General features: G+C 48.7%; 26 protein-coding genes. 22 read left to right on the top strand and 4 right to left on the bottom strand.

Annotated elements, in window-relative coordinates; all coding sequences use genetic code 11:
* Positions 1 to 732 precede the first annotated feature (732 nt).
* Positions 733 to 1,341, bottom strand: a complete 609-nt coding sequence (yyaC, locus tag EDM56_RS22440; RefSeq protein WP_122920159.1) for a spore protease YyaC — start codon at positions 1,339 to 1,341, stop codon at positions 733 to 735.
* 162 nt (positions 1,342 to 1,503) lie between these two features.
* Here yyaC and EDM56_RS22435 point away from each other — a divergent pair, with 162 nt between their 5' ends.
* The 4 genes from EDM56_RS22435 (at position 1,504) to EDM56_RS22420 (ending at position 4,068) form a co-directional block, all read left to right on the top strand.
* On the top strand, positions 1,504 to 1,776 hold the full coding sequence (locus EDM56_RS22435) for a putative Se/S carrier protein (protein WP_122920158.1): 273 nt from the start codon (positions 1,504 to 1,506) through the stop codon (positions 1,774 to 1,776).
* Positions 1,773 to 2,642 (top strand): mechanosensitive ion channel family protein, encoded by an 870-nt coding sequence (locus EDM56_RS22430; RefSeq protein ID WP_122920157.1) that lies wholly within the window; start codon positions 1,773 to 1,775, stop codon positions 2,640 to 2,642. The genes EDM56_RS22435 and EDM56_RS22430 overlap by 4 nt, the downstream gene beginning before the upstream one ends.
* A gap of 15 nt (positions 2,643 to 2,657) precedes the next feature.
* Positions 2,658 to 2,864 carry a DUF951 domain-containing protein gene (locus EDM56_RS22425; protein WP_122920190.1) on the top strand — a complete coding sequence of 69 codons (207 nt, stop codon included), beginning with the start codon at positions 2,658 to 2,660 and terminating at the stop codon, positions 2,862 to 2,864.
* Positions 2,865 to 2,937: 73 nt separating this feature from the next.
* Positions 2,938 to 4,068, top strand: coding sequence for an Ig-like domain-containing domain (locus EDM56_RS22420; RefSeq protein ID WP_122920156.1), 1,131 nt, complete (start codon positions 2,938 to 2,940; stop codon positions 4,066 to 4,068).
* A 68-nt stretch (positions 4,069 to 4,136) separates the two neighbouring features.
* Here EDM56_RS22420 and EDM56_RS22415 read toward each other — a convergent pair whose 3' ends face one another.
* Complete coding sequence (locus EDM56_RS22415; RefSeq protein WP_122920155.1) at positions 4,137 to 4,226, bottom strand: YjcZ family sporulation protein; 90 nt, start codon at positions 4,224 to 4,226, stop codon at positions 4,137 to 4,139.
* Positions 4,227 to 4,597: 371 nt separating this feature from the next.
* On the opposite strand from EDM56_RS22415, the gene pepF reads away from it, so the two are divergent.
* The 11 genes from pepF (at position 4,598) to EDM56_RS22360 (ending at position 15,835) form a co-directional block, all read left to right on the top strand.
* A complete protein-coding gene (gene pepF, locus EDM56_RS22410; RefSeq protein WP_122920154.1) occupies positions 4,598 to 6,499 on the top strand; it encodes an oligoendopeptidase F in 1,902 nt (633 codons plus the stop codon).
* Positions 6,500 to 6,617: 118 nt separating this feature from the next.
* Positions 6,618 to 7,718 carry a redox-regulated ATPase YchF gene (ychF, locus tag EDM56_RS22405; RefSeq protein ID WP_122920153.1) on the top strand — a complete coding sequence of 367 codons (1,101 nt, stop codon included), beginning with the start codon at positions 6,618 to 6,620 and terminating at the stop codon, positions 7,716 to 7,718.
* Positions 7,719 to 7,855: 137 nt separating this feature from the next.
* On the top strand, positions 7,856 to 8,143 hold the full coding sequence (gene rpsF, locus EDM56_RS22400; protein ID WP_122920152.1) for a 30S ribosomal protein S6: 288 nt from the start codon (positions 7,856 to 7,858) through the stop codon (positions 8,141 to 8,143).
* A gap of 31 nt (positions 8,144 to 8,174) precedes the next feature.
* Complete coding sequence (locus EDM56_RS22395) at positions 8,175 to 8,648, top strand: single-stranded DNA-binding protein (RefSeq protein WP_122920151.1); 474 nt, start codon at positions 8,175 to 8,177, stop codon at positions 8,646 to 8,648.
* 42 nt (positions 8,649 to 8,690) lie between these two features.
* Entirely contained in the window at positions 8,691 to 8,921 is a 231-nt protein-coding gene (rpsR, locus tag EDM56_RS22390) for a 30S ribosomal protein S18 (protein ID WP_122920150.1), read from the top strand.
* Positions 8,922 to 9,273: 352 nt separating this feature from the next.
* Positions 9,274 to 10,212, top strand: a complete 939-nt coding sequence (locus EDM56_RS22385) for a DUF2232 domain-containing protein (RefSeq protein ID WP_122920149.1) — start codon at positions 9,274 to 9,276, stop codon at positions 10,210 to 10,212.
* A gap of 15 nt (positions 10,213 to 10,227) precedes the next feature.
* Positions 10,228 to 12,165 (top strand): DHH family phosphoesterase, encoded by a 1,938-nt coding sequence (locus EDM56_RS22380; protein ID WP_122920148.1) that lies wholly within the window; start codon positions 10,228 to 10,230, stop codon positions 12,163 to 12,165.
* An 18-nt stretch (positions 12,166 to 12,183) separates the two neighbouring features.
* On the top strand, positions 12,184 to 12,627 hold the full coding sequence (gene rplI, locus EDM56_RS22375) for a 50S ribosomal protein L9 (RefSeq protein ID WP_122920147.1): 444 nt from the start codon (positions 12,184 to 12,186) through the stop codon (positions 12,625 to 12,627).
* A gap of 23 nt (positions 12,628 to 12,650) precedes the next feature.
* A complete protein-coding gene (dnaB, locus tag EDM56_RS22370) occupies positions 12,651 to 14,000 on the top strand; it encodes a replicative DNA helicase (RefSeq protein WP_122920146.1) in 1,350 nt (449 codons plus the stop codon).
* A 200-nt stretch (positions 14,001 to 14,200) separates the two neighbouring features.
* Entirely contained in the window at positions 14,201 to 15,487 is a 1,287-nt protein-coding gene (locus tag EDM56_RS22365; protein WP_122920145.1) for an adenylosuccinate synthase, read from the top strand.
* 144 nt (positions 15,488 to 15,631) lie between these two features.
* Positions 15,632 to 15,835: a hypothetical protein gene (locus EDM56_RS22360; RefSeq protein WP_122920144.1), complete on the top strand. Its 204-nt coding sequence runs from the start codon at positions 15,632 to 15,634 to the stop codon at positions 15,833 to 15,835.
* Positions 15,836 to 15,906: 71 nt separating this feature from the next.
* Here EDM56_RS22360 and EDM56_RS22355 read toward each other — a convergent pair whose 3' ends face one another.
* Positions 15,907 to 16,275, bottom strand: coding sequence for a hypothetical protein (locus tag EDM56_RS22355; RefSeq protein ID WP_122920143.1), 369 nt, complete (start codon positions 16,273 to 16,275; stop codon positions 15,907 to 15,909).
* Between the two features lie 255 nt (positions 16,276 to 16,530).
* Here EDM56_RS22355 and EDM56_RS22350 point away from each other — a divergent pair, with 255 nt between their 5' ends.
* From EDM56_RS22350 to EDM56_RS22325, 6 genes are all read left to right on the top strand, one after another.
* Positions 16,531 to 18,036 carry a M23 family metallopeptidase gene (locus EDM56_RS22350; RefSeq protein WP_122920142.1) on the top strand — a complete coding sequence of 502 codons (1,506 nt, stop codon included), beginning with the start codon at positions 16,531 to 16,533 and terminating at the stop codon, positions 18,034 to 18,036.
* Positions 18,037 to 18,294: 258 nt separating this feature from the next.
* A complete protein-coding gene (gene yycF / locus EDM56_RS22345) occupies positions 18,295 to 18,996 on the top strand; it encodes a response regulator YycF (RefSeq protein WP_122920141.1) in 702 nt (233 codons plus the stop codon).
* Positions 18,997 to 20,817, top strand: a complete 1,821-nt coding sequence (gene walK, locus EDM56_RS22340) for a cell wall metabolism sensor histidine kinase WalK (protein WP_122920140.1) — start codon at positions 18,997 to 18,999, stop codon at positions 20,815 to 20,817.
* On the top strand, positions 20,814 to 22,202 hold the full coding sequence (locus tag EDM56_RS22335) for a YycH family regulatory protein (RefSeq protein ID WP_122920139.1): 1,389 nt from the start codon (positions 20,814 to 20,816) through the stop codon (positions 22,200 to 22,202). The genes walK and EDM56_RS22335 overlap by 4 nt, the downstream gene beginning before the upstream one ends.
* A complete protein-coding gene (locus EDM56_RS22330) occupies positions 22,189 to 22,974 on the top strand; it encodes a two-component system regulatory protein YycI (protein ID WP_122920138.1) in 786 nt (261 codons plus the stop codon). The genes EDM56_RS22335 and EDM56_RS22330 overlap by 14 nt, the downstream gene beginning before the upstream one ends.
* A 25-nt stretch (positions 22,975 to 22,999) precedes the next feature.
* The gene (locus EDM56_RS22325) at positions 23,000 to 23,788 is read left to right on the top strand and encodes an MBL fold metallo-hydrolase (protein WP_122920137.1); all 789 of its coding nucleotides are present in this window, start codon (positions 23,000 to 23,002) and stop codon (positions 23,786 to 23,788) included.
* Here EDM56_RS22325 and EDM56_RS22320 read toward each other — a convergent pair.
* A complete protein-coding gene (locus EDM56_RS22320; protein ID WP_122920136.1) occupies positions 23,766 to 24,014 on the bottom strand; it encodes a hypothetical protein in 249 nt (82 codons plus the stop codon). The genes EDM56_RS22325 and EDM56_RS22320 overlap by 23 nt on opposite strands.
* Before the next feature lie 207 nt (positions 24,015 to 24,221).
* Between EDM56_RS22320 and EDM56_RS22315 the strand changes: the two genes are divergently transcribed.
* The gene (locus tag EDM56_RS22315; RefSeq protein WP_122920135.1) at positions 24,222 to 25,460 is read left to right on the top strand and encodes a S1C family serine protease; all 1,239 of its coding nucleotides are present in this window, start codon (positions 24,222 to 24,224) and stop codon (positions 25,458 to 25,460) included.
* Positions 25,461 to 25,490: the final 30 nt, after the last annotated feature.

The raw sequence follows: 25,490 nt of genomic DNA, 5'->3' as shown, positions 1-25,490 counted from the left end.
GAAGTTACTATCGTATTGCGCATGGACAAAAACAAAAATGCCAAAGCATGTACAGAAAATCGACATAGCAGTACAGCGAATAAAGTAAAAGTAAAATCCAGCAGCTAAGTCAGCATGACGAGCAAAGTTTTCATACAGCAAAAAAATGAATGAGACCTCAAAAGTAATTGATCACATTGGAAAATTCAAAGATATAAATGGTAGCGCACGAACAGAAAAAGAAAAGGCTTGGACAGCAAAAAGCTAAACAAGTAACTAACAGCAGGAACAACATAAAGCAAATCATAGCTAAGTTGGTGGTCAATCAAATCAAACGACAATAAACGAATACACACCAAACAACACGAACACGATCAAAAAATCATTCAGCGTTATATACGCCAATTAGACAGCTATAGAGGCGGTTGCAGCAAAAGGGAAGGGTGGGGTGCCGGGTCATAGAAAAGTAGCAAAGTCATCAATGTCGAAAGAGGGAGAAGCGTGGAAAAGGAACAGAGAGAAAGCGGACGGAAATAAACGACTTTTGTCTAAAGGAAAAAAGTAAGAGCAAAATAGGGACAGAAAGACTGGAATTTCAGCAGAAATCGATGAAGGTACCGGGAGAAAAATGAAAATCGAGCGCTTGTTGGCGACTGATGCGCGACTATGCTCAAATCACAACGAAGAGGCTTCCTAGTTTGAAATGAGCTAGCATCATTCCAAAAAATTCAGCCACAGGTTTGTTCCCGTCATTTAATCAAGAGAGAACGTGTTATAACGCTTTTCGGCTTTGAGCAATTGAGTGTCAGCGTATTTCAATGAGGCCGCAATGACCTCTGCCATGCGCATGACAAGGAACAGCCTTGTATTTTGTAGCACAAAATACTCCATAAAGCCTCCTACATTTACGATGCCTGTAATATGAAAGCTGCCGACAGAAGGAAGCTCTTTTTTTACACCCGCTCCAGGCTTTAACGGTCCATCTGCGACATGAATGGAACCAACATTGCTGTATTGCCCCAAACAAGCATCGATGGCGATGACCAGAGGATTTTGATGAGTATGTGTGATCAGTTCAATCTTTTCAGCCAGATTGACTGCGTGTACAGGCTCTTCCAATGTACCGTAGACGTGCATTTTATGCAGATATTGATCTTTCAGTTTGGTTCCAACTAAAGGGCCAAGGGCATCGCCGGTTGAACGGTCCGTTCCGATGCACAAAACGACAACGTCTTGGTCATAGGATCGCAATGTCAGGCAATGATAGAGGTGCTGAGCCAGGAGTTCCACAGCATTATCATTTCGATGCTCGACTTTTATGGAAGGATAGGAAACCGGATAAGAAGGATTTAGATTGCTCATGGCTACCTCCTGTAGAGAGAAGTATTCACAGTATATGGACAGAGCACGAATTTTATACATATTTCGGAAATTTGCAGCTGGATTGGACTGAAAAGAGGGAGAAGTAAGGCTGGAAACCTAAGCAACCAACAAGTAAAATGGTGAGGAAAGGGGAGACGAGCAGTGCCAGACGATACGGTTTTGATCGCATTTGATTCCACACAACAGGCATTGCGCGCAGAAATGCTGCTGGAGTATGCTGACATCGATATCGATACGCGGCCAACACCAAAAGAGGTTACGGCTGGCTGCGCGTTATCTATAGAATTTCCACTAACCGATTACGCGACTGCCCGAGAGATCATAGTTGAACAACAGGTAGAGATTCGTGGATTCTTCCGCAAGTTCTCAGATGGCTACGTAGAGATAGATCAGCAGGGAGAGAGAAAACAATGAATGAAGAACTGAAACAGGTGGACAAAGTAACCGATTTTTTGATTAACCCTGATTTATGGGTGAAGATTGGGAGCATCTGTATCAAAATTCTCCTGATCATCGTGGTTTCGCGTGTTTTGGTTACTCTTTCGCGAGCTGCGATCAATCGAATTTTCCGCAACCGCGAAGGCGGCAAACTGCAAATTGACCAGCGGCGTTTGGAGACGCTGCGCGTATTGGTGAACAATGTTTCGCGCTGGGTGCTGTTTTTCCTGACCGTTCTGCTCGTGCTTGACCAGCTTGGTTTTGACTTGCGACCGGTGCTAGTCAGCGCGGGGGTTTTGGGATTGGCAATCGGTTTTGGTGCCCAAAGTCTTGTGCGGGATATCATCACTGGATTTTTCATCATTTTCGAAGACCAGTTTGCGGTTGGAGACGCGGTGACGATCAATGCATTTAGCGGAACGGTGATGGAAATTGGCTTGCGCATTACCAAATTGAAGAGCGGAACCGGTGAAGTCCACATCATCCCGAATGGGACAATCACTCAGGTGACCAACTTTTCATTGCAAAATACCGTCGCATTGGTTGATGTAGCGGTCGCTTATGAAGAGAATTTGGATCGGGTGCAGGAAATCATCGCCGAGGTCGCTAAAAAGGTGAAAGAAGAAAATGAAAACATTGTGAGCGATCCGCAAGTGCTGGGAGTACAATCGCTTGGTCCGGCTGAAGTTGTCATTCGGGTCACAGCAGAATGCAAACCAAATACGCACTATGGAGTGGCAAGGCAGTTGCGTGCGAGCATCAAATCGGAATTCACAGCAAGAGGAATTGAGGTACCATACCCGAGAATGATCGCCATGCCGAATGCGAAAGAGCGTGCTTGAGAAAGGGGTATGGACGTGGAGAGAAAACTGTTCCAATTAGGTGATGTGGTGCAGATGAAAAAGGCGCACCCGTGTGGAACAAATGCATGGAAGGTTATTCGGATGGGGATGGATATCCGGATCAAATGCACAGGGTGCGATCATAGCGTTATGATTCCGCGCCTTGAGTTCGAACGCAAAATGAAAAAGGTGCTGCAGTCAACGGAGCCCAAAGAAGAATAAGACTGAAAAATATTTGCACCCCCTTTTTTTCTTTTCCTATAATTCGGGAACAAGGAAAAAAGGGGGTTTTGTTATGAGGCTGTGGAGTTTGAAGCGGTATCTGCTGTTAGTGGTTGGCATCCTTTTACTCATGATGCAATCGGTATCACCTGTGATGGCCAAAGAAGTAGGAAAAAGCATGGCGACATTCATTCCAGTTCACGGCGCTTCAACTATCTCGGTGAAAGGGGAGATAAGCCTAACGTTCCGTTCTAAGGTAAAGCTTGCAAACGGCGAGGCACTCACCTCCAAAAAGGCGGAAATGATTGCAGCGCTGATCGACGCTCGGACAGGGAAGAAGCTTGAAACCACATTCAGTTGGAGCCCTACGAAACGAAAGCTCACGCTAAAACCAGTACAGCCACTTCCCTACCAAACCGATTTTGCCGTAAAGCTGCTTCCTGGGACGGTAAAAGATGCGGAAGGGAAGCTGAATGGTGCGGAGGAGGCACGCTTTACGACCGAGCCGCGGGAGCCAGAGTTCCTCATTGCCAGTACACCCTCAAATTTGGCGCAGAATGTAGCAGCCAGCAGCTCCATCACACTTACCTTCAACAAAACCATTCAACTTCCAAGTGGCAAGCCGATTACAAAAAGCACGTGGGCAAAGGCGATTAAAATAACAGATAAAGATCAGAAAAAAGTAAATTTCGAGCCGTTTTGGGATGCGAAAAGCATGCGGGTTACGCTCGATCCTGAAGGAAACCTGCAAGCGGGCATGCACTACATGGTCGTGCTGGCAGAAAAAACGCTTATGGATCGCCAAGGATCAAAAAACGGCCAGTTTTCCTTCACATTTACAACAGCAGCACAACAGGACCTTATTCCACCTGCAGTGACATTTTGGCCGGCGAATGGTTCAAAAAATGTGTCTCTCAATACGAATATAACGCTTCAATTCGGCGAGAATGTAGTGGCGGTAAATGGTACCGAGCTCACCAATGCTGAGGTGATCGGGCTAGCAATCTGGAAGGATGAGCATGGAGGATTGGTATCCTATTCGGCTACATGGAACAAACAGTCACGGACGATTACATTGCGAGCGAAAGGAAAGCTTGCCCCGTACACGGCGTATACTGTGTTGTTTCCAGGAGGCTTGATCAAAGACGAAGCAGGCAATATGAATCGGTCTACACAAATCACGTTTTCCACAAGCGGAAAATAACGAATCGTACACAAAAAAGGATGCAGCACACAATCGGCTGGCATCCTTTATTTTTTATCGGGGGCGAATTAATTAGCGGATCCGATAATAACGAGCAGAATGAACAGGACAAGAATCAAGATAAAGCTATTGTTGTTGTTATTGCTAAACGGACTCATCGCAAGCACCTCCAACGATCTTTTCACATGCTATCGTATGAGAGGAATAGGCGAATGGCTATGGGCATGCGCCTATTTACCAAAATTCACTGAAGAAGTAGGTAAACGCATAAAGACGCTGGAGAGAAAGAGCAACCTGGCACTTTGTTAACAGCCCATTTGAGGAGGTTTAGTTATACACAACTAATCCACAAAAAATGTGGATAAAAAAGCAGCCTTTGTGCCCAAACTAAAAGATATCCCCAAGGATAACCGAGAGGAACGATAGTTTTATCCACAAAGTTATCAACAAGCGGGGATAGTTTTTCGATTTGTGATATCTGATTTATAAAAATTTTCTGCTTGGAGCCTGTGGATAGGAGGAATTCGCTATGAAAAAGTCAGTATTGTCTGCGGTGACGGTCGCGGTTTTTTCGTTTGCTGCTGTATCGGAACCATTCATTCCATTGAGTCAGGCCGTTACGGCCGAGCAAGTTCCACATTATAAGACGAGAACGGAGATTCCGGGAAAGTACAAATGGAATCTTACACATATTTATCCCGATAAAAAATCGTGGGAAGTCGATTACCAAAAGGTAGAGAAGCTGGCCCAGAGCTTTGGGAAAAAACAGGGGACGCTTGCCGCTTCCGCTGCCAATCTAGCATCCGTGTTGCGAGATTATGCCGATTTAACGCGCATGTTTGAAAAGGTTTATTTATACGCATCGCTGTCTTTTGACGTGAATTCAGCAAATCCTGCGCTTCAAGAAATGAGTGACCGGGTCAGCAATTTGCAGACATTGATCAGCGAGAAGACAGCTTGGGTGACACCTGAGATCGTGGCCGTTCCGACCGCCACAATCCAATCCTATTTGAAAGAAAAGGAGCTGGCTGATTTCCGAGTGTTTGTTGGAAACATCCTGCGCACAAAGCAGTATTCACTGCCAAAGGAAATGGAGGAGCTGCTGGCACAATCGGCACCGCTTGCCGGGTCGCCTGAAGGTGTGTTCAGAATGCTGTCCAAAGACGTGAAGCTGCCAAAAATCAAAGATGAAAAGGGGCAGGAGGTCCAGCTGACTCCGGCTAACTATGTCTCCTATGTTGAAAGCCACGACCCGCGGGTAAGAAAAGATGCCTTTATAGCGTATTACCATACGCTAGTAGGCTTTCAGGATTCTTTCGCCCAAACGTTAGGTGCTTCAGTGAAAGCAGACAACTACTATGCAAAAGCCCGCAAATTCAAATCTGCCTTGGAAGCGAGCCTGATTCCCAACGATATCCCGCCGAAAGTGTACGATGAGCTGATCGAAACAGTCCATTCTCACTTGCCGCTGCTTCATCGGTACATGGGGCTTAGGAAGAAACTGCTTGGGGCAAAAGAGTTGCACATGTACGATATTTACACGCCGATCGTCAAGGCGGATACGACGTACATTCCGTATGAAAAGGCAAAGGAATTGGTATTGGAAGGGCTGCAACCGCTGGGCGATCCGTATGTAAAAGCGCTGCAGGAAGGCTTTGATGGTGGCTGGATCGATGTTTATTCCACAGAAGACAAACGCTCAGGGGCCTATCAAATGGGTTCCTATGACGTTCATCCATATTTGCTGCTGAATTATCAAGGCACCTTCGACGACGTTTCAACGCTTGCCCACGAGCTAGGCCATGCGATGCATTCGTATTATACAAACAAAAAACAGCCGTATACGAATGCTGATTACGCAACCTTTACTGCGGAGGTTGCCTCCACGTTGAATGAAACGCTGCTATTCAAGAGCATGTACGCCAAAGCCAAAACGAAGCAGGAGAAAATGTACCTGCTGAATCATTACCTGGACACTTTCCGGACCACTTTGTTCAGACAGGCTCAGTTCGCCGAATTCGAAAGGCTGATCCATGAAAAGGAACAAGCTGGTGAATCGCTAAATGCCGAAGCGCTCAAAAAACTGTATCTTGAGCTGAACAAAAAGTACTACGGCAAAAACGTAGTTTCCGATCAGGAGATCGCCATGGAATGGGCGCGCATCCCTCATTTTTATTCCGATTTCTATGTGTATCAATACGCTACGAGCTTCGCTGCGTCGCAGGCGTTGGCCAAACAGGTGCTGGATGAAGGCAAGCCGGCGGTGGATCGCATAAGGGAAAACTTTTTGTCTGCTGGAAGCTCGGATTCGCCCATAGCGATTTTGAAGCGGGCGGGTGTGGACATGTCCACCTCAAAACCGATCGATCAGGCGATGAAAATTTTTGAGGAGACGCTGAATGAGCTGGAAAAGCTCAGTGCAGAAAAATGATGGACCGCGTATTTCCAACTTTTCTTGCACAGGCCTTTGTCTTCTGCGATTGTAATCATAGAAACAAATCTTTATACTAAGAAGGATGTGATTACGGAAATAAGGAGTGTATTTATAGATGGGTGCTTCATGCGGTATTGTTGGTTTGCCGAACGTAGGTAAATCGACGTTGTTTAACGCCATTACCCAAGCAGGCGCGGAGTCGGCTAACTATCCGTTCTGTACGATCGATCCAAACGTAGGTATCGTGGAAGTGCCAGATCCGCGTTTAACCAAATTGACCGAGATTGTTGTGCCAAACAAGGTTGTTCCAACCGCGTTTGAATTCGTCGACATCGCCGGTCTGGTTAAAGGGGCAAGCAGAGGGGAAGGATTGGGCAACCAATTCCTTGGACACATTCGTGAAGTGGATGCGATTTGCCAAGTCGTTCGCTGCTTTGAAGATGAGAACATCACACACGTAGCTGGCAAAGTTGACCCGCTCAGCGATATCGAAACGATCAACCTTGAGCTTGTTTTCGCAGACCTGGACTCTGTAGAGCGCCGCATCGAGCGGATCGGCCGCAAAGTGAAGGCTGGCGACAAAGAAGCCAAACAAGAATTGGACGTTTTGGAAAAGCTGAAGGCTGCCTTCGAAGAAGGAAACGCTGCGAGAAGCGTAGAGCTTGATGAAGAAGAGACGAAACTGATTCGCGATCTGCATCTATTGACGATCAAGCCGATGCTGTATGTATGCAACGTCGCTGAGGACGGAATTCATACAGCTGACAGCAACCCGCACGTGCAAGCAGTTCGTGAACATGCGGCAAAAGAAGGCGCGCAAGTCGTCATCATCAGTGCGAAAGTAGAATCCGAGATCGCCGAGCTGGAAGGCGAGGACAAAGAAATGTTCCTCGAAGAACTGGGCCTGCAAGAGTCCGGGCTCGACCGTCTCATCCGTGCTGCCTATGAATTGCTCGGTCTGGTGACGTACTTCACAGCTGGCGTACAAGAAGTGCGCGCGTGGACGATCCGCAAAGGAATGAAAGCTCCACAAGCGGCAGGTGTGATCCATACAGACTTTGAGCGCGGCTTTATCCGTGCAGAAGTAGTCGCATACACCGACCTTGTCGATGCTGGAACGGTAGCAGTTGCACGCGAACGCGGCAAATATCGCTTAGAGGGCAAAGAGTATATCGTGCAGGATGGAGATGTCATGCATTTCCGTTTCAATGTATAAGAAAAAATCTTGCTTGACTGGGCATGGTTTGATATAATATCGAAATGCGAGTATTTTTTGGGGTGCATAGTTTATGCGTTTCAGCACTCGCTCCTTGCCCGAACAGGGCCGTTTAGTCCAAAAGGAGGTGAACAAGGATGCGCCAATACGAGGTAATGTACGTGTTGCGTCCAGACCTTGAAGAAGAGAAAGTTAAAGCGAACGTTGCGCGTTATAGCGATGTCGTTACTAACTTCGGTGGTGAAATCACCAAGCTTCAAGAAATGGGCAAACGTCGTCTTGCGTATGAAATCAAGAAGTTCCGTGAAGGCTTCTACGTTTTGATGAACTTCAAATCGAACGCTGACGCTGTTGCTGAAGCAGAGCGTTTGATGAAAATCAATGACGACGTAATTCGTTTTCTCTTCATTCGTGAAGATCAGTAATTCGTCGTTTTGAGGGAGAGAGGGACCCGCGGTGAATCGAGTCATTCTTATCGGTAACCTGACAAAAGATCCAGAACTGCGTTATACTCCTAACGGTGTAGCTGTTGCAACCTTTACATTGGCCGTCAGCCGCCCACGTGCAAACCAAGCGGGAGAACGCGAGACTGACTTCATTAATATTGTTGTTTGGCAAAAACTGGCCGACCTGTGTGCATCTTATTTGCGCAAAGGAAGACAAGCTGCCGTAGAAGGTCGTTTGCAGACCAGATCTTATGACAACAAAGAAGGCAAAAAAGTATATGTAACTGAAGTTGTAGCGGAGAATGTCCAATTCTTGGGCGCGCGATCTGGCAATGAAGGCTCCGGTTTTGACCCTGCTTTTGGCGGGGGCGGAGGCGGCGGAGCAAAACCGCCTGCTAAAGGTAATGACTATGACCCGTTTGGTGATCCGTTCGCCGATGCTGGCAAGCCGATCAACATTTCTGATGATGACTTGCCGTTCTAAAACGTAAGATAACTTTCACATTCCTGCAAAGGAGGGACTTACATGGCACGCAAAGGACGTCCGAATAAACGTCGTAAAGTTTGTTACTTCACTGTTAACAAAATCAAGAAAATCGACTACAAAGATATCGATCTCTTGAAAAAGTTCGTCAGTGAGCGTGGTAAAATTTTGCCACGTCGTGTAACTGGTACTTCTGCGAAGTATCAACGTGCCCTGACAATCGCGATCAAGCGTTCCCGTCAGGTAGCATTGTTACCATATACAGCAGAATAATCGTTGCTAATACGATTGCTCGAAGGCAGCGCAGGGATTCCCTGCCTGCCTTTTTTTACATGAAAGAATTTATAAGCGGTCGCTCATCTCTGAGAAATCCTCGGTAGAGGTTTTCTTACTGTATCTGAAAAAAGAAGGATTCATTCCTTTCATTAATAAGGAAAAAACTCAGCATAGAAATGTAGCTGTTAATCCATAAAATCGTCGGAGGAGCATTTTGTTAGGGAGTCATCGCCAGGGGCGGCAGTTTGCTTTTTTGTCGAGAGATGCTAAAATTATGTAATGCCCAGTACAATGAAACGGGATATTTGGAGAAAAATTTGTTTACCACGTTCGGGAGGAGTAGCGGTCAATGTCTACTCGCAATAAACCAATTGTAGAAAGCGTAATCCTGCTGGTCGTTGCACTGGTCTTGTTGTTTATTAGCGTACATACGATTTTGGGAATGTTTGCCTTTTTGCTTGTGCCAGTACCATTTGTTTTGCTGGCATCGCGAAGTACCGGACGAGAGCTGCTCTTGTTTATCCTGCTGTTCGCGATCGTCAGCTATTTTTTTGCCGGGCTTGGCGGTAGTTTGATGGCTATCATGTTTGGTTTCATAGGTGGCATCATGGGTAGGGCGTACCAACGGCGACGGTCGGCGCTTGCAGCGATCGTCATCGGTGCGGGAGCATCATTTGTATCACTCGTTCTCGGGCTTGCGCTCACCAAGTATGTGTTCGGGGTTGATCTCGTCACCGGGATGGAACGGACAACGGAACAGCTGATCAGCGGTCCAGGTTCGCTGCCGACACCAGGATGGCTGACCAAGGAAGAGTGGAAAAGCGAGATCGACATGCAGCTGAGGCTGTTTGAATTGGTGCTTCCATCGATCATCGTGGCCACCAGCTTTATCATGAGTACGGTTGTTCACTGGTTCGCAAGACTCATCTCCAATCTACTCAAGCGGCCGTTACCTCGGTTGCTGCCTGTTCGGGAATGGAATTTTCCCCGTTCGCTCATCTATTACTATTTTGGGGCTTTGCTCCTACTCTTGATGTTTGGTAACGCGACCGAGAAAAACTTTCTGTCGAGTGCCTTGAACAACGTCAAGGTGATGCTGGATATGGTGTTTATGCTGCAAGGGCTGTCGTTCTGTTTTTACATCCTGTACCGCAAAGGGTGGAAAAAACTCTCTCCAGTGCTTGTAGTCGTTCTATTTATTTTTCCATTACTAACTTATATACTTAGCTTACTCGGTATTTTGGATTTAGGGGTCGGATTGCGAAAGAGAATGGAAAAGAGAAAGTGAAGAGGGGCTGAAGGAATGCCCAAGTTTCTATTGAAGCGTTGGTATGGGCTGCATATGGTTTTAGCTCTCAGCTTTTGCTTGCTGCTGTTAGCGATTTTGACACTGTTTCATTGGATGTATGGGGCTATCGGCATCGTTTGCCTGATCGGGCTTATTTTATTCGCATTGCAGGCGGAAAAAGGGTTTCAACAAGATTTGCGCCTTTATTTGGCAACCATCTCCCACCGTGTGAAAAAAGCGGGAGACGGCGTCATTCAGGAAATGCCGATCGGGATCGTTCTCTTTAATGAAGAAAAAACGATTGAGTGGACCAATCCTCTGATGCAGGTCATCGCGGACGAAGAGTCCTTGATTGGGAAAAACCTGGCTGACGTTCTGCCTGGACTGGTCTTGAAACCGGATCAAAAACGAATTGAATTTTCATTTAATGATCACGTATACGAAGTGCTCGTTCGTTCGGAGGAGCGCTTGCTCTATTTCCGCGACATCAGCGAACAAAAAGAGCTTCAAGGCCGTTACCAGCGAGAAAAGACTGTGCTTGGCATCATTCATCTGGACAACCTGGATGAGTTGGCACAGGTCATGGACGATCAGAGCCGCACGCTTCTTTCGACAAGCGTCTCCGGCGTCATCAACGAATGGGCTACAAAGCACGGCGTTTATTTGCGGAGGGTGACTGCCGATAAGTTCTTAGCCATGATGGACCGCCAAACGTTGGATAAGCTGGAGGAGACCCGATTTGATATTCTCGACGTCGTGCGGGAGATGACGGCTGACAACAAGATTCCGATCACGCTCAGCATCGGGATCGGTGCCGGTGTTACCTCTCATATGGAGCTAGGTCAAATTGCTCAGTCCAGCCTCGATATCGCGCTTGGCCGCGGCGGCGATCAGGCTGCGGTGAAGTCAGGAAACAAAATCACTTTCTACGGCGGTAAGTCAAATGCTGTCGAAAAGCGCACCCGCGTTCGGGCAAGGGTTATCGCCCACGCACTGCGTGATTTGATTCACGAAGCAGAACAAGTCATCGTGATGGGACACAAGCAATCCGATATGGACTCGATTGGCGCGTCCTTGGGCGTGTTGAAGACGGTCCAGGTGCATAATAAACCCGCTTACGTCGTGCTTGATGAAATTAATCCTTCCATTGAGCGATTGATGAAGGAGATTAACGGCAGCCCTGAGCTTGCTGAAAGCTTTATCACCCCTGAGCAGGCTTTGCGTTTGATCACAGGGCGCACCTTGCTCGTCGTGGTTGACACGCATCGTCCATCGCTCGTGATCGAGCCGCGTTTGTTGTATGAAACAAGCCGGATTGTGGTCATTGACCACCATCGTCGCTCAGAGGAATTCATTGAAGATCCAGTACTGATCTATCTCGAGCCGTACGCATCCTCCACTGCAGAGCTCGTCACCGAGCTGCTGCAGTACCAAAGCGACCGGATCAATATCGACTCGCTGATCGCGACTGCGCTTTTGGCAGGGATTGTTGTCGATACGAAGAGCTTTGCTTTCCGCACAGGATCGCGTACATTTGAGGCTGCTTCCTTCCTTCGTCGAAATGGTGCGGATACCGCTACGGTGCAGCGCTATCTCAAAGAGGATTTGAGCAACTTTGTCAAACGGGCTCGAATCGTGATGAATACGGAAATTTACCATACAAATATGGCGATCGCTGTCGGCAATCCTCAGGAGAGCTACACGCAGGTGCAGGTCGCACAAGCGGCGGAAGTACTGCTTACGCTATCCGGGATTCAAGCGGCATTTGTCGTCGCAAAACGGTCCGATGATACCGTCATGATCAGCGCCCGATCCCTGGGCGACATCAACGTCCAGTCGATCATGGAGCAGCTTGGCGGCGGAGGACATCTGACTGGGGCAGCGACACAGATTGAGGGTATCAGTCTGAACGAAGCGGTCAGACGGTTAAAAGAAGTCATTGACGCGCTATGATAAAGGAGGTCTTTTGCCATGAAAGTCATTTTCTTAAAAGATGTGAAGGGTCAAGGCAAAAAAGGCGAGCTGAAAGAAATTTCCGAGGGGTATGCACGTAACTTCCTCTTTCCAAAAGGCCTTGCCAAGGAAGCGACAGAAGGCAACATGAAAACGCTGGAAGCGCAACATAAGAGCGAGGAAAAGCGTAAAGAGCGCGAAAAACAGGATGCACAGGAATTGGCATTGAAACTTAACGAATTGACTGTTAAGATCAAGGCGAAAGCAGGAGAAGGCGGCCGTTTGTTCGGTGCGATTTCTAGCAAGCAAGTGACAGAAGCATTGGAAAATCAGTTCTCTATCAAGCTGGACAAACGCAAGCTGGATATGGATTCGATCCGCGCCCTTGGCGTTACAGAGGTCAAAGCGAAGCTGTATCACGATGTGTCGGGTGTTTTGAAAGTCCATGTAGTTGAAGAATAATTGATACGAATGAGGGGTGTGACGTGAGCGACCTGTTTTTGGACCGAGTGCCACCGCAAAACACAGAAGCTGAGCAATCCGTTTTAGGTGCCGTTTTCTTGGCGAAGGAAGCTCTCATCACGGCTATCGAGTTGCTGCGGCCGGAAGACTTTTACAAGCCTTCACACCAACGAATTTTTCAAACGATGCTGGACCTGTATGAAAAAGGAGAGCCTGTCGACCTAGTGACAGTGACTGCCGATCTGCAGGATAGTAAGTTGCTTGATGAAGTTGGCGGCGTCGCGTATCTGACAAGTTTGTCCGGGTCGGTGCCGACCGCAGCGAATATCGAGTATTACGCCAAGATTGTCGAAGAAAAGTCGCTCCTGCGGCGATTGATTCATACGGCGACGAAAATTGCGAATGACGGTTATGGCCGCGATGATGAGGTAACGGAAATCATTGCGGATGCCGAAAAATACATCATGGAAATTGCGCAAAACCGCAATAGTGGCGGTTTTGCACCGATTCGGGACGTTTTGCTCGAGACGTATGAGCGCATCGAGTTTATGAGCCAACGAAAAGGCGATATCACCGGAATTCCTTCCGGTTACCCGGATTTGGACAGAATGACTGCAGGCTTCCAACGTTCTGACCTGATTATCCTGGCCGCCCGTCCATCCGTAGGGAAAACGGCTTTTGCCCTCAATGTGGCGCAAAATATCGCGGCTCGTGCGAATGAGACGGTTGCGATCTTTTCGTTGGAGATGGGTGCCTCCCAGCTGGTTCAGCGTATGCTGTGCGCCGAAGGGAACCTGGATGCGTCCAAGATGCGGACAGGGAATCTGGAGGAAGATGACTGGCAAAAGCTGACGATGGCGATCGGGACACTTGCCAAAGCGCCGGTCTACATTGACGATACCCCTGGGGTAACGGTTCAGGACATTCGGGCAAAATGCCGGAGATTGCAGACCGAGCGCGGCTTGGGGATGATTTTGATCGATTACTTGCAGCTGATCCAAGGGCGTGGGAAAGGGGACAACCGGCAACAGGAAGTTTCCGAGATTTCCCGAACGTTGAAAGCGATCGCGCGTGAGCTAAACGTTCCCGTCATCGCTTTGTCCCAGCTGAGCCGTTCGGTAGAGCAGCGGCAGGACAAGCGTCCGATGATGTCTGACATCCGTGAATCCGGTTCGATCGAGCAGGATGCGGATATCGTTGCGTTCTTGTACCGTGACGACTACTATGACAGAGAATCGGAAAGCAAAAATATCATCGAGGTCATTATCGCTAAGCAACGTAACGGCCCGACCGGTACGGTAGAGTTGGCCTTTTTGAAAGAGTTTAACAAGTTCGTCAGCCTCGACCACCGCTATCGCGATCATGCCAGCTAAATACATGCTTTTACGAGAAGAAATGCCGCAATCAGGCGTTTCTTCTTTTTTTTGTTTATATTCCGAACCTTAATGCAGAAGTGTATTTTTATTGTTCGGTTTTTTCGTTGACATCGTGGAACTGGTTTAGTAAACTAAGATTGTTTGTTTGCCTAGATAAGAAATATGACTAGGAAACTAGGATCAGGAGGTGTTTGTCGATGTCAACAGTTGTTGTCGTCGGAACCCAATGGGGCGATGAAGGTAAAGGTAAGATTACGGATTATCTGGCGGAAAGCGCTGAGGTTGTAGCGCGTTACCAAGGTGGTAACAATGCTGGGCATACCATTATTTTTGGTGGGCAGAAATACAAGCTTCACTTAATTCCGTCCGGTATCTTTTATAAAGACAAAATTTGTGTGATCGGTAATGGTATGGTTATCGATCCAAAAGCATTTGTAACCGAATTGGAGTACCTCCATGGCTTTGGTGTCTCTACTAAAAACCTGCGTGTCAGCGATCGTGCTCACGTCATCATGCCGTACCATATCAAATTGGACAGCGTAGAAGAAGACAGCAGAGGCTCGAACAAAATCGGTACGACTCGCAAAGGGATCGGACCTGCATACATGGATAAAGCGGCGCGCATCGGTATCCGTATCGCTGACCTGCTCGACCCAGAAGAGTTCAAAGCCAAACTGGAACGCAACTTGGCTGAGAAAAACCGTCTGTTTGAAAAAATGTATGACACTACAGGCTTTGATTTGAACGAAGTCTTGGAAGAATACTTGGGCTATGCAGAAATCATTCGTCAATATGTAACCGATACATCTGTTGTATTGAATGATAAAATCGACAATGGAAGCCGCGTGCTGTTTGAAGGCGCGCAAGGCGTTCTGCTCGATATCGACCAAGGTACGTACCCATATGTTACATCGTCCAATCCGATTGCCGGTGGCGTAACCATCGGTTCTGGCGTAGGTCCATCCAAGATCCATCAAGTGATCGGGGTAGCAAAAGCGTACACCACTCGTGTAGGCGACGGTCCATTCCCAACTGAACTGCATGATGCAGTCGGCGACCAAATCCGTGAAGTAGGTGCGGAATACGGTACGACAACAGGTCGTCCACGCCGCATCGGCTGGTTTGACAGCGTGGTCGTTCGCCATGCTCGTCGCGTCAGTGGCATTACCGGTTTGGCGATCACCAAGCTGGACACGCTGAGCGGGCTTGATACACTGCGTATCTGCACGGCTTACAAATACAACGGTCAAGTGTTGGAGTCCTTCCCGGCAAGCCTGAAGGTTCTGGCTCAATGTGAACCTGTTTATGAAGATTTGCCAGGTTGGCATGAAGACATCACGAACGTGAAAAACATTAACGATTTGCCAGAGAATGCGCGTCATTACGTGGAGCGTATTACTCAATTGACTGGTATTCCGCTTTCCATCTTCTCGGTCGGACCAGACCGTGAACAAACAAATGTAGTGCGCGGCATTTACGTGTAATTGGTGCCGTTTCATAATAAAAGCAACCGCTTCGTAGTCCGAGCGGTTGCTTTTTTTTCTGAAGTGCAGTTTAGGGGACAGACACCAGATGCGCCCATCTGGGCATATGGTATCCCATATCAAATCGAATGGGGTGCTGAATCAATGGGATTCGATCAAAAAGCAATGACACTGGTAGGCAAACAAGTAGAGGTTAAAATGTTCAACGGGTTGGTAATCTCCGGAACAATGTCACACGTCAGCAAAGGTTATGTATGCTTTATTCTCAAACCAAAAGAAGAAGAGCAAAAGAAAACAGCGATCCGCCGGTTGGCTCTCCGCGATATCACTTCAATGGTAGAGGTTTAGTTATCATATGATTGCTCATTCAAAATAGCCACCTTCCTTTTCGCAGAGAAGGTGGCTTTCATTCTTCTTTTTTACACTTCGCCGCCACATGCGCGGATAATTGCCACAGCTTCATCGCCTCTTTCTTCCGGTACGACTGCGGTCAGCAAAACGGTTCTTCCGACGCCATCATGGGAGCCATCTGCCATTCCACTCGCGCTCGGATTTGCCGCTGCCAAAATGCTCGCGTCTTTTGAAGAAAAATCACCGGCAAGCGTAAGGGAACCGAGACTAGGAATTTCCCCGGAAATGGGGTTCATAATCTTATCGGTTCCATCTCCCGGAAACAAGCCAATGTGATCTACCTGTACGGTTTCAAACCCCTTTTGCTTTAACTGTTTAGCGGCTTTCTCCGCATCTTCCTCCGTAAAAAAACCAGCCAAAATATTACGTTCCTCCAAAGTTACCCCTCCTGTTGAACTGTTGGGTAAAAATATGACTATTTATTGACCATATTATTAAACTTATTCTTTGAGCTTATTCGACAGCATTTTACACTTGATGCAGGCACCTTTTTTGTGGTAAATTCGACATAGTTGTTGTCTTTAGGCATATAGTCAGATTTGTTTGACATTTCAAAAGAGGAAAAAAGTACCATAATACAAATAGCTAGTAGGCACAAAACAATGGGGGTATCTTATTACAGGAGGGGTAAAATGTCGTTTTCCAACTGGATGGAACGATTGAAGCAGCGAACGAAACCGATGCTTCATTCCATTAATCATCATACGAAAACCATTACAAAGACTGCATCCACATACATAGCTACCAACAAAAAAGTCGCATTATCCGTATCAGCAGGGCTTGTGCTCACGGTTGTCGGAGGAGCAGCAGCAAGCGCATATTATCAGTCGAATGTCATTCCGGTTTACCACGTTTCCGTGAATGGTAAGGAAGTGGGCATTGTAAGCAGCCCTGACGTGGTCCAACAATGGGAGAAAGAAAAGCTTCAACAAGAGCAGGAAAAACATAACGGATTGACCCTTAAGCTATCCGACTACATAAGTTTTACAGAAGAGAATTTATATAAGGGACAGTTTGACAACGAAGCAACGCTCAAAACGTTAGATCAAACAGCAAAAATCCAGGTGGAAGCAACCAAGATCATCGTCAATGGTGACGTAATCGGGTATGCGGCAAACCAGGAGCAAGCTGAACTCGTTTTAACCACCCTCAAAGACAAACTATCCGGCGTGAAACTGAACGCCTCCGGTAAAAAAGCTGTAGCCGCTGCTTCCCTCGAAAGCGTAGCAAAAAACAGTGCCATCAAGCAGGTGAAATTTAAAGAAGAAATCAGCACCGAGGAAGAGTCAGTTCCTGCCGATGAAGTCTTGACTGCGGACAAGCTTGAAGCTTTGCTGAGCAAAGGTACCGCCCAGCAAGTTGTCCATACGGTTGGAGAAGGCGACTGCATCACTTGCATTGCAAAACGTTATGGAATTACGTCGAAAGACATTTATGCAAATAATGCCGGCATGAATGAAAATACCGTGCTGCAGTTGGGACAGAAGATCAATGTTACAGCGATCCGCCCAAAAGTGACCGTTCAGGTTGTAGAAGAAGTGAAACAGGATGAAATGATTGACTATTCAACGGAGACCCGCACGAATGCCAAAGTGCCAAAAGGGGAAACGAACGTCATTCAGGATGGGAAAGAAGGAAAGAAACAGGTCACATACCAGGTAACGAGAGAAAACGGCGAAGTGGTTGACCGCGAAATGCTTTCGCAACAAGTAATTGCACAACCGGTAACCAAAATCATCGAGCGTGGTTCCAAGGTGATCCCATCACGCGGGACAGGGCGCATCAGCTGGCCAGCAGGCGGTTATATCAGCAGCGGATTCGGTTCGCGCTGGGGACGCTTGCATGCAGGAATCGACATCGCAGGATCAGGTATCGCCCGTGCAGCAGATAACGGCCGCGTGGTTGAAGCAGGCTGGCATGGCGGATATGGAAACATGATTTTGATCGACCATGGTAATGGTCTGCAAACCTTATATGGCCATTTGAGCAAGATCGAAGTAAGGGTCGGCGAAGTTGTTGAGCAAGGGAAAGAAATCGGTGTAAAAGGTTCTACAGGTGATTCCACAGGCGTCCACCTTCATTTCGAGGTGCGCAAAAACGGTGTGCCGCAAAACCCGATGAAATACTTGAGCCGCTAATCGATCAAACAAACACATGAATACACAAACGTTACGGCGTTTTTAATTGAAATAAGTGCAAAATGGGGTTCGCTGAATTTGCGAATCGGACAAAAAGGTGGTAGGGTCATACTCAGAAATGAGGATGGCCCTTTCCTGCTTCTGGATGCGGTTTTGGGCAGGAAAAGCGTTTTTGCAAGTGGAACTGATAGTAGATACATTGGCTGCGCTATTCCTTTTGGCGGAGCCGTAGTTGCATAAGAAGGAGTGTGAAAAGGATTGAAACTCCTGGTAGTCGATGATGAACGGCCAATTGCCGATATTTTAAAATTTACGCTTGAAAAAGAAGGGTACCAAGTCGTCTGCGCTTACGATGGCGATGAGGCAGTCCGCTTGGTGGAAATCGAGAAGCCGGATTTGATCCTGCTCGATGTGATGCTGCCAGGACGCGATGGGATGGATGTATGCCGTGCCGTCCGCCAATCGTTCGATATGCCGATCATCATGCTGACGGCGAAGGATTCGGAGCTGGATAAGGTGCTGGGGCTGGAGCTGGGAGCCGACGACTACGTGACGAAGCCTTTTTCCGCGCGTGAGCTGGTTGCTCGCGTGAAGGCGCATCTGCGTCGACAAAAACCGAAACAGACGGACCGTGATAGTCATTTGCTGCGTGTGCATGAGCTTGAAATCGACCTGCACTCGTATACGATTGCAAAACTTGGCGAAATTCTCGATTTGACGCATCGCGAATTTGAGCTGCTGGTGTATTTGGTGAGGCACCAGGGCCAGGTCCTGACGCGCGAGCATTTGCTTCAGGCGGTTTGGGGTTTTGATTACTACGGTGATGTCCGTACCGTCGACGTCACGATTCGACGTCTGCGCGAAAAGATCGAGGATGATCCCAGCCAGCCGAAATACATTATAACGCGACGCGGTTTGGGCTATACACTGCGTAATCCCGTCGTAGGGGGAACGGCGTAAATGCGGCTTGGCTTTCTTCGAACCATCCAATGGAAAGTCGTCGTAATGTACATGCTGCTGATTCTGCTGGCGATGCAGTTTATCGGCGCTTATTTTGCTCGTGAGGTCGAAAGCTACTATACAAATAACTTTTCCGAAACATTGAATACGCAGGGCACGCTGCTCGCGGCCAACGTGGAGCGATATTTCCGCGCAGCGCGGGACGGTAAGGACCAGTCGCAGGAAGACAAAGCAGGAATCGACAATCTGGTCTACAGCCTGGTCAAGACGGGCGATGTGCAAATCATCGACCAAAACGGCAAGGTGATCAGCACAAACCGAAACGACAAGAGCATCATCGGCCAGCGCACGACCCAGTCGGAAGTGACGGTCGCGCTGCTGGGGACGCGCAATGAATCGCTGCGTATCGACCCGCGCACCGGTGAGCGGGTCAAAGTATTGGCCGTACCGGTAAAAGGCGACAATATCATTTATGGGGCGGTCTATATGGTCGCATCGATGGAAGGCATGTATGTGACCATCCGCAAGATCATCAACATTTTGGCTACGGGGACTGGGATCGCCCTGCTGTTTACGGCTGGCCTTGGTGTCGTGTTAGCGCGGACCATCACCACTCCGGTGAAGGCAATGACCAGACAGGCCAAGGCGGTTGCCGAAGGTGATTTTGATCGGGCCGTGAAGGTGTACAGCGGAGATGAAATCGGTCAGCTCGGTGTCGCCTTTAACCATATGACGATTCGGTTGCGTGAGGCGATTTTGCAGCAAGAGGAAGAGCGGGAGAAGCTCGCTGGAATCCTTAGCAACATGAGTGACGGGGTAATCGCCGCCGACCGACACGGGCAGATCATCTTGATGAACCCTTCTGCCGAAGATATGCTGCAAACGAAAATGACCGATGTGGTAACGGCAGGCAAAACGCTGCATGATGTATTGCGACTGCCCCCAGAAGACGAAATGCCGCTTTTTGCGGAGGAGCCGCTTCTGATTGAAATGATGCTGGCAAACCGGGAGATCGTTATGCTCAGCGTAAACTTTACTCCGCTGCAGCAAAATAGCGGGAAGAAGGGCGGCATCATCGCGGTGCTGCAGGATGTCACCGAGCAGCAGCGTCTTGAGCAGCAGCGCCGCGAATTTGTCGCCAACGTCTCCCATGAGCTGCGGACGCCGCTCACCACCATTAAAAGCTATGTCGAGGCACTCGTCGATGGAGCTGTGGACGATGCTGAGCTGTCCAATCGTTTCCTCCGCGTCACGATGACGGAGACAGAGCGCATGATCCGGCTGGTCAACGATTTGCTGCAGCTCTCGCGCTTCGACTCGCAAGGGATTCGTCTGCACAAAAAGGAGATCGACATCGGGCGTTTGCTCAAATATGCGGCTGACCGGTTTGCGATGCAGAGCGAGCAGCAGGGAATTTCCTTTGCGTTGGAGATACCAAAGGAAGTACCGCACGTGCTAGCTGATCCCGACGTGCTCAACCAGGTGCTCGACAATTTGATCTCCAATGCGATCAAGTATACGCCCGAAGGAGGCGCGATTCAGCTCGGCTTGAGCTTGAATTGGCAGCAAAAGCGGATTTACGTCAGTATCAGCGATACCGGAATCGGAATTCCCAAGCGCGACTTGAAGCGCATTTTTGAGCGATTTTACCGGGTGGACAAAGCGCGTTCGCGCAGCCAGGGCGGTACAGGCTTGGGGCTTGCGATCGCCCGTGAGCTGGTTCATGCGCACGGCGGTGAAATCGCAATAGAGAGCGAGTGGAACGAAGGGACGACCGTCACCTTCTGGATATCGTTTGAAAAGCGAGGTGAGGGCCGATGAGGAATTGGCTTGAGTCAGGGAAGACCGTTCTGCTGAATCTGCTGATCCTCACCAGTTTTGTGTTAACCAGCCTCTTGTGGAATAACCAGCCGGAGTTCCAATATATCGAGCCGGTGACCTATACAAAGGCGAAACAGGTCCAAGAAAAACAAATGGAAGAGCTGCTGCGACCTGATTCCATTGTTTTTCACTATGGTGATAACAAGCACACGCGGGCACTCGCCAACAATGACTGGTACCGCTTTATTACGAAGGAAATGGCAAAGTGGTATTTTTATGATTTCACACCACATCCGCTGTCGAAGGCGGAGTGGGAGGACTTGACCCAAAATCGAATCGGCTTGGAGATTTTGTACCGCGATTCCGTGCCCATTTCCATCATTAATAAGGTGTTTACATTCCGCGGCGAAGTGTATGATCAACTCAAGCAGATGGATCGGCTGTGGCTGTACTACGATAAGGATAATGACGTCGTGTTTGCCCTGTTCATGTCCAAACGCGATAAGCAGGTCGTGCGTGCGCGGACGGTCGTGAGCGTGAAAGATTTGCAGGAGTCGTATTTGCCCGTGGGCAAACGGCTTCCCGAGCAGATTTTGAAGGTCGTCGCCGACAATACCATGCAGGACAAGGATGTTCCGGTGTATGACCGCCCAAATCCGTATTGGCAAATCTATTACTTGCCGAAAGATCCATTGATCATGAGGCAGTATCGCTATAATTACTTGCCGATCACGGAAACCGAGCTGATGGACGCGTTCTTCCTGGACCGCGCATTGGTCAGGCAGATTGTCGAGCGGGATGGGACAACGATTTATACCGATGGCAGTCGGGCCATTCAGATGGGGCAAAGTGCGCAATCCATCACCTTTACAGATCCGGCTTTCCAGCAAGGCAAATCGGATGTCACCGAAGAGGAGAAGGTGCGGGCAAGCGTATCGTTCATTAACCAGCATTTGGGCTGGACTGATGAATATTTGTTTGAAAAAATAGAGGATGGCGACGGGCAGGGCGATGAGATCACGTTTCGGCTCTTTGTCGGCGCATATCCGCTGATCGGCATGAACCGCGACCAGATCGATGCGATCCACGTCACGCTTGAAGATGGACAAGTCGTCAGCATGAAGCGATCGTTGATGGATTTGGACAAGTATATCGATTATCAGGAATGGACGATTTTGTCGGGCAGCGAGCTATTCAGTTATTTGCGGACAAAAGACATCGATACGCGGCGGGTCAACAATGCGTATCTGGCATACCAAATCAAGATGTTCCAAGGCTATGTGGAATTAAACCCGGTATGGGTGGTAGAGACGGTGGATGGCAGGCAGTATGTCATCAGCGCCCGTTCGCTGAAAGCGGGGGGGAAAGAACATGGACTGGAGTAGAGCGAAGACGATTTTGATCTGGGCTTTTCTTGTCCTCGATCTCTTCCTCGGGTATCAGGTTTCGGCGACACGCCACTTGCAGTGGGCCAATCCGGAAGCGGCCAAAGGAGTGGCGGGCGATATTGAGTTTTATGCCAAACAGCAAAACATCACCCTGTTGACCGAGATTCCACAGGAGTCGCCAGAGATGAAGTATTTGAATGTCGAGTACCAGGGCTTTCAAATACCGATGAACATGATGCCGGGCCAGCGGATCACGTTGCAAAAAACGGCGATTGTCTCTTATTTTAACCAGCCGTATTCAGCCAGTGACGTGAAGAATCTGGACGATTGGCTGCAGATGATGGGCCAGCGTGTCATTTACGCCAGCAGCTACCATCCGGACAGGTTCCTTTCCAACAAGGATCGTCTGTTTTACTGGCAGTATAACGGCAAGTATCCGTTATTTGTCGCGCCATTGGAGTTCACGGTTGAAGATAATCTCATCAAGCGTTATCGGCAAACCTATGTCCATATTCGCAATCAAGGGTCGGGACGGCAGGTGATTTCGGCCTATACCGCACTCCGGTCGCTGGTCGAAAACGAGATTATCAAGCAAGGCGAAAAGATAGAGGATGTCACGCTTGGCTACTATGGCTATTACTACGATGCCGATATTCAGGTGCTCGCGCCCGTATGGCGTTTCATCCATGATGGCAGAACCGATTATATCAACGGCTTCACCGGCGCGATCGAGCGTCCGCCGGATGAGAAGCACAGCGTACAGCAATGAGAGAAATGGGAGAAGGCGATGAAGGTTGAGATTTAGCGTACTGGCAAGCGGAAGTACGGGCAATGCCATCTATGTCGGCACCGACCGAACCTCCGTCTTGATCGATGTGGGGATAACAGGCAAACAGGCAGATGCTTCGCTGAAAGAGGTCGGCGTCGATCCGAAGGAGATTAAAGCGATTTTGGTCACGCATGAGCACGTCGACCATATCAAAGGCATCGGCGTCTTCGCCCGGCGATACGGCATCCCGATCTTTGCCAACCGGAAAACGTGGGGCGCCTTGGACGGACAGATTGGCACGATCGTGCCGGAGCATCAGATGTTTTTTGAGATTGGCGAGAAAAAGGAATTCGAAGACTTAGGGATAGAGTCGTTCGGCATTTCACACGATGCTGTCGAGCCCATGGGATTTTGCTTTTATCATGGGCAGAAGAAGCTCAGTGTTGCGACCGATCTGGGGTATGTGAGCAACAAGATCAAGGAGACGATTCGCGGGGCGGATGCCTATGTGTTTGAATCCAATCATGATGTGGAGATGCTGCGGATGTCCCATTACCCGTGGAGTATCAAACGGCGCATCCTGAGTGATGTGGGACACTTGTCCAACGAGACGGCGGGCGAGGCGCTGACCGATTTGTTACAGGGTCAAGCAGAACGAGTCTATCTCGCGCATCTGAGCAAAGAGAACAACATGATGGAGCTGGCGCAGCTGACAGTGAAGAACATTCTCGAGGAAAAAGGGCTGAAGGTCGGCGATGATGTCTTTTTGCGTGAAACCTATCCGCACCGCCCTACGAAAATGGAGGAGCTGTAGGCACCGAGAAAGGCACTACTTTATTGGCAGAAGGCAGTTGTTGACTTAATTGTGTATCGATTTGGCGTGCTTTGGCGAGTAGCTCTTCTCTCGTCAGCACGCCTTTTTGAATGAGCAACTCGATGATGCCGTGGAGCAAAACGGTATTGTGGTATTCAGTCTCTTGCAAATCAGCCAGCTTGGCCAATACATTGACTTCCTGAAAGGGAGAAAAGTGATTGCTCACGATTGGTCATCCTTTCCATTGTGTTTTACTTCCTAGTATACGCCGGCCCTTGTGGTTCTATGCCTACGGCAAATAGGCGATTCCACAAGCTTTCCATAATTCTCACGCCACTTTGCCGAAAGTGTTTCGTATACTAAGGATGTCGAAGGAAGTATAACGAACTGCGGAAGCAGATAAGCTAGTAACGTGTGGAAGGAGAGAGGAATAATGGGATACTATGATGACATGTACGAAAAAACGGAACGACGCAAGCGAAGGGATCTGGGAGTCGGCAAAATGGTGATGACCTCCGTGACCTCCGCTGTCATCGGTGGTATGGTCGTTCTTTTAATGCTCCCGGCTATTTCAAAATCAGGATATATTCCAGCAATTCAATCGGGAACCTCTGCATTGGCGATGGGCAACTCGATCATGCCAACAGCTGTTTCGCAGCCAATCTCGGTTAATGTAGATACAGCAACGGTCCGCGCAGTTGAAAAAGTCGAAAATGCCGTGGTTGGGATCGTCAACATTCAAAAGCAAACGGACATGTGGTCCAACCAATCGAGCAGTGTGGAGACTGGGGAAGGCTCCGGCGTTATTTTTGAAGTGAAAAACGGCAAAGCCCACATCATCACCAACAACCACGTCATCTCTGGTGCGGAAAAGGTAGAAGTGTATTTGGCGAGTGGAGATAAAGTGGATGCGAAAATTTTGGGTGCCGACCCGCTGAGCGATTTGGCGGTGCTTGAAGTCGATGGCTCCAAAGTGACCAGCGTTGCCGAATTGGGAGACTCATCCTCGTTGAAGGTAGGCGAGCCTGCGATTGCGATCGGGAATCCGCTCGGGATGAAATTCTCACGTACCGTTACCCAAGGGATTGTCAGCTCGCTGAACCGCTCGATGCCAGTTGATCTGGATGGAGACGGACAGCCTGAATGGGAGCTGGACGTGCTGCAGACAGACGCAGCGATCAACCCAGGTAACAGCGGTGGCGCATTGGTGAACATGTACGGACAGGTTATCGGGATCAACACGATGAAAATTTCCAAGGAAGGCGTAGAAGGTCTGGGCTTCGCCATTCCGATCAACGACGTGAAAAAAATCAGCGCCCAGCTCATGAAAGACGGCAAACTGGTTCGTGCTTATATCGGTATCACGCCGCGCGACCTTACCAATATCCCTCGTTACCACTGGACACAAACACTTCACCTGCCAGATAACGTCAATAGCGGTGTGGTCATCATGAACACCGAACAGTTCTCGCCTGCAGCCAAGGCGGGATTGAAGGAATACGATGTGGTCACCAAACTGGATGACACGGATATCACAAGCAGCGCTCAATTGCGCAAGTATCTGACTCTGAACAAAAAACCAGGCGATGACGTAGTTGTAACCTACTATCGAGATGGCTTCAAAAAGACCGCAACTGTGAAATTGAGTCAGCAGCAAGGTAGCAATAACTAATGTGGTTGGAAGAGGTACCTGTTACGGGTG

Origin of the sequence: Brevibacillus fluminis (assembly GCF_003710825.1) — a bacterium.
Classification (GTDB): domain Bacteria; phylum Bacillota; class Bacilli; order Brevibacillales; family Brevibacillaceae; genus Brevibacillus_D; species Brevibacillus_D fluminis.
The sequence above is the reverse complement of the archived record's forward strand: the minus strand, read 5'-3'. Positions and strand labels throughout refer to the sequence as shown.